Source organism: Streptomyces malaysiense, assembly GCF_000980885.2.
GTDB classification, from domain to species: domain Bacteria; phylum Actinomycetota; class Actinomycetes; order Streptomycetales; family Streptomycetaceae; genus Streptomyces; species Streptomyces malaysiense.
The window spans coordinates 1-9,394 of record NZ_LBDA02000152.1 but is presented as its reverse complement, the minus strand read 5'-3'; the positions used below and the strand labels follow the sequence as shown (position 1 = coordinate 9,394).

The 9,394-nt window shown below is 72.8% G+C and carries 7 protein-coding genes; 4 read left to right on the top strand and 3 right to left on the bottom strand.

From position 1 onward, the window contains the following. Both VT52_RS34455 and VT52_RS34450 read right to left on the bottom strand, forming a co-directional pair. A partial coding sequence (locus VT52_RS34455) for an RNA polymerase sigma factor (protein WP_079175473.1) occupies window positions 1-1,345 on the bottom strand: 1,345 nt, incomplete at its 3' end. 275 nt (window positions 1,346-1,620) lie between these two features. Then, the gene (locus VT52_RS34450; RefSeq protein ID WP_046417797.1) at window positions 1,621-2,415 is read right to left on the bottom strand and encodes a TetR/AcrR family transcriptional regulator; all 795 of its coding nucleotides are present in this window, start codon (window positions 2,413-2,415) and stop codon (window positions 1,621-1,623) included. 376 nt (window positions 2,416-2,791) lie between these two features. Here VT52_RS34450 and VT52_RS34445 point away from each other — a divergent pair, with 376 nt between their 5' ends. The 3 genes from VT52_RS34445 (at window position 2,792) to VT52_RS34435 (ending at window position 6,786) form a co-directional block, all read left to right on the top strand. Continuing rightward, window positions 2,792-4,156: an NAD(P)/FAD-dependent oxidoreductase gene (locus tag VT52_RS34445; protein WP_046417795.1), complete on the top strand. Its 1,365-nt coding sequence runs from the start codon at window positions 2,792-2,794 to the stop codon at window positions 4,154-4,156. A 133-nt stretch (window positions 4,157-4,289) separates the two neighbouring features. Continuing rightward, complete coding sequence (locus tag VT52_RS34440; protein WP_046417794.1) at window positions 4,290-5,936, top strand: ATP-binding SpoIIE family protein phosphatase; 1,647 nt, start codon at window positions 4,290-4,292, stop codon at window positions 5,934-5,936. Between the two features lie 61 nt (window positions 5,937-5,997). Next, entirely contained in the window at window positions 5,998-6,786 is a 789-nt protein-coding gene (locus VT52_RS34435; protein ID WP_046417793.1) for a class I SAM-dependent methyltransferase, read from the top strand. A 62-nt stretch (window positions 6,787-6,848) separates the two neighbouring features. Here the strand turns inward: VT52_RS34435 and VT52_RS34430 are convergent, their stop codons facing one another. Continuing rightward, window positions 6,849-8,111 carry an MFS transporter gene (locus VT52_RS34430; RefSeq protein ID WP_206306694.1) on the bottom strand — a complete coding sequence of 421 codons (1,263 nt, stop codon included), beginning with the start codon at window positions 8,109-8,111 and terminating at the stop codon, window positions 6,849-6,851. Window positions 8,112-8,245: 134 nt separating this feature from the next. Between VT52_RS34430 and VT52_RS34425 the strand changes: the two genes are divergently transcribed. Beyond that, window positions 8,246-8,794, top strand: coding sequence for a MarR family winged helix-turn-helix transcriptional regulator (locus VT52_RS34425; RefSeq protein WP_046417790.1), 549 nt, complete (start codon window positions 8,246-8,248; stop codon window positions 8,792-8,794). Window positions 8,795-9,394 lie beyond the last annotated feature (600 nt).

Below are 9,394 nucleotides of genomic sequence, written 5' to 3'. Positions count from 1 at the left end.
GTGTGGGTGTGGGTGTGGGGGGCGGCGCGGGCTTCGCGGGTGCGGGCCTCGGCGGGGGCGTCGGCGGGGGCGTCGGGGCCGGCCTGGGCGCGGGCGCGGCGGGCACCGCCGGCCGGGGTGTCGGTTTCGGGGTGGGGGTCGGCTTCGGCCTCGGCGGGGCGGGCGTCGGGGGCGGCGTCCGCACGGCGACCGGCGGCGGCGACGCGGGCTCGGCGGCCTCCTTCGCCGGATGGCCGGCGTGCACGAGGCCGAAGGCCACCGCCGCGGCGGCGACCGCGACGACACCGGCGGCGATGCCCGCCTTGACCGGTGCCCCGATCGCCTCCGAGGCGGCCCCGCCCGCGGCACCGGCACCGCCGGAGGAACCGCTCGACGCGGCAGCCGCCCCCGCGGCACCCGCGGCCCCGGCCCCCGCGCCGCCCGCGACGAGGCCGAGCGCCTTGGCGTACCCGGCGGCCCCGAACCAGCCGATGACCGCGACCGGCACGACCGCGGGGATGCCCCCCGCGACCTCCTCGATCTGCGCCGCCGCGAGCCGGCACCTGGCGCACTCCTCCAGGTGCTTGCGCAGCCCCCGCTCGGCACGGACACGCAGCTTGCGGCGGGCGTAGCCGCCCAGCTGGTCGGCGTAGCGCGCGCACTCCGCGTCGTCGGTGAGGGTGGTGCTGACATGGGCCTGGAGGTACGCCTGCTTCAGGCCCTCGCGGGCGCGGCTGGCGAGCACGCGGGTGCCGTTGGCGTCCAGGCCGAACAGGACGGCGACCTCGCTCGGGGACTCGTCCTCCACCTCGGTGTGCCACAGCACGGCCTGCCAGCGCTCGGGCAGCGAACGGAACGCCCGCATCGCCATGGACTGCTCGGCCTCGTGCAACGCCCGTACGTCCGCGCCGAGTTCGAGGGTGCCGTCCTCGGACGCCGCAGGGGAGTGGGCGGCCTGCTGGGCGAAGGCGGCGAAGTCGTCGACGAGTTGCTCGCGCCGGGCCGAGGTGATCCAATGCGCGGCGACGCGCCGCACCGAGGTCAGCAGATAGGCCCGTACGGCGTGCTCGGGTCCGGCGCCGCCGCGTACGGCCTGGAGCATCCGGGCGAACACCTCGGCGGTCAGGTCGTCGGCGGTGTGCGCGTCCCGGCAGCAGGTGCGCGCGTACCGGCGCACCGCCGTCGCGTGCCGCCGGTACAGCTCCTCGTACGCGGAGTCGTCCCCGCCCCGCATCCGCTCGATCAGCTCGGCGTCACCGGTCGGTGTGCCCCGCTGCACCGGGATGTTCCGGCCGCCCGTCCGGCGCCCCTGGCCGGGCACCTGGGTCCCGGCACCCTCGTCCTCGCGCGCCCCGTCAACACTCATCGTGGAACGCCCCCGCCCCAGCCCGACATCACCGCCCCAGAGTCCCACATCGTCATTTCTTCAACGACCCCCTCGGCCTCCTGTCACCCGTCCGAGGGGACTCAGTGGAGAGGCCGCCGAGCGCGAGACGCGAGGAGAAGGTGCGTGGAGGGGGCGTGAGGGGGCGTGAAGGGGAGGCGTGTGAAGGAGACACGGAAAAGCCGCCCGCGTCACCCGGGCGGGAAGATCGCCCGGGTGACGCGGGCGGCCGGACGAACGGGCCGCCGGGAACACGGTCAGCCGGTCGCGGGCCGGGACCGCAGACCCTCCAGCAGGATTTCCAGCAGCCGCGCCGACGCCGCCGCCTGCTGCGCGGCGTCCGGCAGCGACGGAGCCGCCGTGGCGATCACCAGCAGCACATCGGAGACGGACACATCGGCCCGCAGCTCCCCGGCCGCCCGTGCCCGCTCCACCAACCGCCCCACCACCGCCAGCAGTTCACCGGCCCCGGAATCCTCGCCGAGGCCGGAATCCTGTCCCACGAGCCGCAGTTCACCGGGGCCGGGCTGGAGCCGCTGCTGCGGCACCCGGGCCTCCTCCACGACCGAGCGCACACCGTCGGCCGGACCCGCGGAACCCTCCTCGGAGCCGACCCGCAGCACCTGCGGCGGCAGCAGCCTGCCCGCCCCCGACGCCACCGAGGTGCGCAGGAAGCGGGACAGCGCCGACCACGGCTCGTCCTCCTGCCCGAGCGCCGCCCGCGCCTGCTCGGTGAGCCGCGCCGTCTCCTCCTCGGCTATCCGCCGGACCAGCACGTCCTTGCTGGGAAAGCGCCGGTAGACGGTACCGACCCCGACCCGTGCGCGCCGCGCGACGTCCTCCATCGGCGCGCCGTAGCCCAGCTCGCCGAACACCTCGCGCGCCGCACGCAGCACGTGCTCCAGATTGCGCTGTGCGTCCACCCGCAGCGGCGTCGTGCGCGCCCCGTCCGCGCGCCCGTTCGCCGTCGCGACCGCCGGCACCGCCGGCATCGCCGATCCTCCGGCCGCCACCGCGGTGCCGACCGACCAGTGCGTGTCCTGAATATGCATGTGTTTCCCCCGGTGCATGACGTCTCCCCCCGGAGACACTCCCCGCCACTGATGCCGGTGTGTGCGAAGGGGCACCGATCGCCGCGGGCCGGCCCGTCGCAGAGCCCGAACGACCACATCCCCTACACCCCGTCGACACGAACATAGTTGAGCAGCCGTCAATTCAGAAGGGGGAGGTTCCGCACACTGCGCCCCCCGATCGGAGTACGGGTCATATACGTCCCGATTCCCGGCGCGTCCGCCCGCGCGTCCGCCCCCGCTGACCTGCCCCCTTTCCATCACCCCGGCCACCGGGCCCGCACCACCCGCCCCAGGACCTCCGGTCACACAAATTGCCGGGCCTGTGGACAAACCACAGCGCCGGGTGCGTCATGGGATGGTGAAGGAACGTGCGCGCATTCTGGTTGTCGGCGGTGGCTACGTCGGGATGTACACGGCCCTGCGTCTCCAGCGGAAGCTGAAGGCCGAGCTCAGGCGCGGTGAGATCGAGATCACCGTCGTCACACCCGACCCGTACATGACGTACCAGCCCTTCCTGCCCGAGGCCGCCGCGGGCTCGATCTCGCCCCGTCACGTCGTCGTGCCGCTGCGCCGCGTACTCGACCAGTGCCACGTCGTCGTCGGCGAGGCGACCGCCATCGACCACGCGGCGCGCACCGCCACCGTCACCACCCTCGCCACCGCCGCCGCGGGCCGCGCCGAACTCCTCGGTTACGACGAACTGGTGCTCGCCCCCGGCTCCGTCGCCCGCACCCTGCCCATCCCCGGCCTCGCCGAGTACGGCATCGGCTTCAAGACCGTCGAGGAGGCCATCGGACTGCGCAACCACGTCCTCGAACAGATGGACATCGCCTCCTCCACCCGCGACCCCGCGATCCGCGACGCCGCCCTCACCTTCGTCTTCGTCGGCGGCGGCTACGCGGGCGTCGAGGCCCTCGGCGAACTGGAGGACATGGCCCGCTACGCCGCCCGCTACCACCACAACGTCCGCGCCGAGGACATGAGGTGGATCCTCGTCGAGGCGAGCGACCGCATCCTGCCCGAGGTCGGCGCCGAGCTGGGCCGCTACACCATCACCCAGCTGCGCCGCCGCAACATCCAGGTACTGCTCGGCACCCGCCTGGAATCCTGCGCCGGCCGGGTCGCCGTGCTCAGCGACGGCCAGCGCTTCCCGACCCGTACGGTCGTGTGGACCGCCGGCGTCAGGCCGCACCCGCTGCTCGCCGCCACCGACCTGCCGCTCACCGACCGCGGCAAGCTGAGGTGCACGGCCCAGCTGACCGTGGAGGGCGCCGGGCACGCCTGGGGCGCGGGCGACGCCGCGGCCGTTCCGGACCTCACCGCCGCCGGACCCGGGGCCCTCACCGCGCCCAACGCCCAGCACGCCGTACGCCAGGCCAGGGTCCTCGGCGACAACCTCGTCCACACCCTGCGCGGCGAGCCCCTGGACACCTACGAGCACGCCTACGCGGGTTCCGTCGCCTCGCTCGGCCTGCACAAGGGCGTCGCCCAGGTCTACGGACGGCGGCTGAAGGGCTACCCTGCCTGGTTCATGCACCGCGTCTACCACCTCAGCAGGGTGCCCACCGCCAACCGCAAGGCCCGCGTGCTCGCCGAGTGGATTCTCGCCGGGCTCTTCAAACGGGAGATCGTCTCGCTCGGTTCACTCGAACACCCGCGCGCGGAGTTCGAACTCGCGGCCAGGGGAAAGCATCCTCACGACCCGAAGGGGTCGTCCTGACCGGATCCAGGAACTCCACGGCCGGCCCCACCGTCTGACGGATGTCGCCCGCCGCGGCCCGCTCCCTGCCAGACTGCCCCACGACATCGGACGGGCACCCGCCCGCCCTAGCACCCACGAGGCCTTGCCCAAAGTGAACTTCACGCGCTGGAGCGCCCGGCTCCCCGGAACGCAGCGCCGCGCCGCCGCGCGGACCGAGACCGCGCTACCCACGGACCGGCGAGGGGAGGGCTCCGTACCCGCGGCCCGCGTCGCGGGCCCCGCCGACGGAGCCGGCCCGGTACCCGCCGTCGACGGACTTCCCGCCCGCGACGTCCTCGACCGCGTCCCGGCCCTCGTCGCCCTGGTGCACGGCACCGACCACCGCCTCGCCTACGTCAACGAGGCATATACGACGGCCTTCGGCCCGCGCGCCACCGGCGCGCCCGCCCAGGAGTCGCTGCCCGAACTCGCCGAACTGGGCCTGCTCCCGCTGCTCGACCAGGTGCTGCGCAGCGGCCGCCCGCGCACCCTGAAGTCCCGCCGCGCGGTCGACGGCCGCTCGTACACGTTCACCTGCACCCCCGTCGCCGAGGACGGCGACGGCGCGGTCCTGGTGTTCGCCACCGACGTCACCGACCACGCGGAGGCCGCCGAGCGGCTGCGCGCCAGCGAACGCCGCCAGCGCGAGACCGCCGTCACCCTCCAGCGTTCCCTGCTCCCGCAGGACCTGGAGGAGCCCGACGACCTGCGCATCGCCGCCACCTACCAGCCCGGCGGCACCGAGGCCGCGGTCGGCGGCGACTGGTACGACGTGATCACCCTCGGCGGCGGCCGCACCGCGCTCGTCATCGGCGACGTCATGGGCCGGGGTGTGCGCGCCGCCGCGGTCATGGGCCAGCTGCGCACCGCCGTACGCGCCTACGCCCGCCTCGACCTGCCCCCGCACGAGGTGCTCCAGCTCCTCGACGGCCTCGCCGCCGAGATCGACCCCAACCAGATCGCCACCTGCGTCTACGCCGTCCACGACCCCAACGAGGGCCGGCTGGTGTACGCCTCCGCCGGGCATCTGCCCATCCTGGTCCGCGACGAGCACGGCACGGTCTCCCGGGCCGACGAACCCACCGGCCCGCCGCTCGGCACCGGCGGCTGGATGCACGCCTCGGGCTCGATCGCGCTGCTCCCCGGCTCCACAGCGGTCCTCTACACCGACGGCCTGGTGGAGCGCAGGAACGAAGACCTGGACGAGGGCATCGCCGCCCTGGAACGCGCCCTGGCCGGTGCCACCGGCTCCCCCCAGGTCGTCTGCGACCGCCTGGTCCGCTCGGCCGGCGTCACCGCCGACCACGACGACGACGTGGCCGTCCTCGTCCTCCAGCACCCGGCCCGCACCGGCCCCGACGGCGAGCTGTTCCGGGGCGCGGCCCTGGAACTCCTCGGCGGCGTCGAGGCAGCCCCGCGCGCCCGTGCCTTCGCCTCCGGCGTCCTCACCAGCTGGCGCTTCCCCACCGAACTGCACGACCTCGGTGTCCTCGCCACCAGCGAACTGGTCGCCAACAGCCTCCAGCACGGCATCCCGCCGATGCGGCTGCGGCTGCGCCGCACCGACCGCCGCCTCATCGTGGAGGTCACCGACGGCGACGACCACCTCCCCCGGCGCCGCCGCGCCGAACCGGCCGACGAGTCCGGCCGGGGCATCGCCATCGTCGCCACCATTGCCTCCACCTGGGGCTGCCGCCGCACCCCGGGCGGCGGAAAGGCGGTCTGGTGCGAGTTCCTGCTGCCGAAACCGAGACCCTGAGCGGCGATCAGGGGCCGGTCGGGTTGGCCCGCACCCTGCCATAGGTGTTACAAGCACACCTATGGCAGGAAGACACCGCGGCACCGAGGGCCCCGAGGCGTACGACACCCACAGCGCGCCGATCATGAGGCCCTTCGTGGCCGCGCTGCTGGACGCCGTGGATCTCCGCCTCGGCGACAGGGTGCTGGACCTCGCCTGCGGCACCGGATTCGCCGCCCGCGCGGCCCTCGCCCTGGTCGGGCCCACGGGCCGGGTCCGCGGCGCGGACGTCGACGAGGGCATGGTCCGGGTCGCGCGTGACCGCGGTCCGCAGATCGACCTCACCGTGGCCCCCGCCGACCGCCTCCCGTACGACGACTCCAGCTTCGACGCGGTGGTCTGCCAGCAGGGCGCCCAGTTCTTCCCCGACCTGACGGCCGCCCTCACCGAGGCGGCCCGGGTCACCCGCCCCGGCGGCCGCCTCGCCGTCACCGTCTGGGCCCCGCTCGACCGCCAGCCCTACTTCCTCGCCCACGAGCGCGCGCTGCGGCGGTACGCCCCCGACGCGCTGCGCTACTTCGTCCGCGCCTACGTCCGTACGGCGGACCAGCTCACGACGGCCCTCGAAGCGGCGGGCTACCGCGACATCGCCCACCGGGAGGTCACATCCGCCGTCGCCCTGCCCTCACTGGACGCGTACGCGTACGACCACTTGGCCACCCTGTGGGGCGGTCTGCTCAGGGAGGCGGGCGGGGAGGAGGCCGTCACCGCCGCCGCCCGGCTGGTCCGCGACGAGCTCGCGGCCCGGACGGCGCCCGACGGCACGGCCACGCTCCCCTTCACCGTGCTCCTGGTGCGGGCCACCCGCTGAGCCCCGGACGTACGACGACGGCCGCCACCCGGAGGTGACGGCCGTCGTGGAACACCGCGGACTCACGCCTCCGCGGTCACTGCCTCCGCGGGAGCCCCGCCCCGGCTGACCACCCGACTCGCCCGCACCGACCACGGCTGGTCCTGTGCCGCCGTGAGCTGCCGCCCGAGCCGCAGCGCCAGATACGTGATGCCCAGCGAGAACAGCACGAAGGTCACGATGTACGGCGCGTGCAGCGACGCCCCGAGGGGGCCGCCCACCGCCGGCCCGACCGCCAGAGCCAGCTGCTTGACCAGCGCGAACGCCGAGTTGTACTGACCGGCGAGACCCTCCGGCGCCAGATCGGCGACCAGCGGCGCGACCGTCGGCGACAGCATCGCCTCGCCGAGACCGAACAGCGCGTACGTCGAGACGAACGCGGCCGTCGCCATCTCCTGGCTGCCGTGCCCGAGCCCCGCGAATCCCGCGGCCAGCCAGGCCACCGTCCAGACGAGACCGACCAGGGCGATCACCCGGGTGCGCCGGGCGCGCTCCACGAACCTGAGCACGGCGAACTGGGCGACCACGATCATCAGCGTGTTCGCGGCCAGGGCCGTACCCAGCGTGGAGGTGGATATCCCGGCGGCCTCCACGCCGTAAGCGCTCAGACCCGACTCGAACTGCCCGTAGCAGGCGAAGAACAGCACGAAGCCCAGCACGCACAGCTGCACCATCGCCCGGTTGCCGAGCAGCCGCTGCCAGCCGCCCTTCGCGGACGCGGGCGCGTCCTCCAGGCGGGGGGAGTGCGGCATCCGCACGGTCGCCATCACGCCGACCAGCAGCAGGAACATCGCCGCCTCGATCGCGAACAGCAGCGTGAACGAGGAGACGCGCGTGGTGTCGACCAGGTGACCGCCGATGAGGCCGCCGATGCCGAGGCCCAGGTTCTGGAGGAAGAACTGCATCGCGAACGCCCGGGAGCGGGTGTCGGCGCCGGAGCAGTCCACGATCATCGTGGCCAGCGCCGGCTGCATCACGGCCTGGCCCGCACCGAGCGCCGAGGCGGCGAACAGGACGGACCACGCGCTGCCCGCGAGCCCCAGGCTCAGTGCCCCGAGCGCGGCGGTGACCAGGGCGGCGAGCAGGACCGGCAGCGGGCCGCGCCGCACTATCGCGCGGCCGGCGAACGGCAGCACGATCAGCGCCGCCACGGCGAAGACGGCGAGTACCAGTCCCGCCGTCATGGCCCCCAGGCCCCGCACCTGCGCCACATAGACGTACAGGTAGGGGACCGTGAAGCCGAGTCCGAACGCACTGAGTGCGTTGCCCACGTGAATCCGGCGCATCGCTGCGCCCATCGCCCTGGTCACGTTCACCTCTCTCACTAGTTAGGAGTGAAGACTTCAAAGCTAAAGTTCGAAGCTAAAGAGTACACAGTGAAGGACTTCAAGGCAAAGCGGCCGCGTGCCATACTCGGCCCATGGCCGACACCCCCGGCGTCACAGAGCCGACCCTCGAAGAACAGATCGCCGCCTATCAGCGCGAGTTCCAGGACCTCGACCCGCAGGTCGAGAAGATCGTGTCGGCCCTGTCCCGGCTCAACCGCCGGATGAACGTCGCGTACGGCCGTCAGACCGCCGCCCTCGGCATCAGCAACGCCGAGTGGGAGGTGCTCAAGGCGCTGGTCCTCTCCGGCGCCCCGTACCGCCTGGGCCCCAGCGACCTCGCCAAGCGCCTCGGTCTCACCCCGGCCGCCATGACCCACCGGATCGACCGCATGGTCACCGAGGGGCTGGTCACCCGGGAGCGCGACGAGGCCAACCGGGTGCGGGTCATCGTCGAGCTGACCCCGGAAGGCCGGGAGAAGTGGCTGGAGGCGATGCGCCTCGCGACCGTCTTCGAGGAGGACCTGCTCCAGGACCTCACTCCCGCCGAGCGCTCGGTCCTGGGCGAGGTCCTCACCACGCTGCTGCGCCGGGTGGAGCACGCCCAGCCGGACGCCGGCGGCCGCCTCAGCGACCTCGACTGAGCAGCGGAAAAGATCTTGACAGGGCGCGGTTGACACGCCTCTGCCCCATCCGTATAGTTCTTCGGGTTGCCACGGAGCCTTAGGTCTCCACGGCGGCACCTTGGCCGCTCAGAGCGGCACCTCTCACACCACCAGCACGATCTCCTTCCCGGGTTGATTTCGGCGTGTCCGAATTCAATTCGAATAGGGATTCGGCGGCCCGATTGGGAATTGCTGAAGGGATCCGCTAAGGTTTGAGACGTCGGAACGGCCCAACGGCCGGGAGGACGAACCCCGCTGACCGGGGGTCAGACACCGAAAGGATCTGATAGAGTCGGAACCGCCGGAAAGGAAATCGCGAGAGCGAGAACCTGGAAAGCACCGAGGAAATCGGATCGGAAAGATCTGATAGAGTCGGAAACACCGAAGGGAAGCCCGGAGGAAAGCCCGAGAGGGTGAGTACAAAGGAAGCGACCGTTCCTTGAGAACTCAACAGCGTGCCAAAAGTCAACGCCAGATATGTTGATACCCCGTCTCCGGTCGTCATGACCGGGACGTGGTTCCTTTGAAATAAACACAGCGAGGACGCTGTGAACAGTCGGACTATTCCTCCGACTGTTC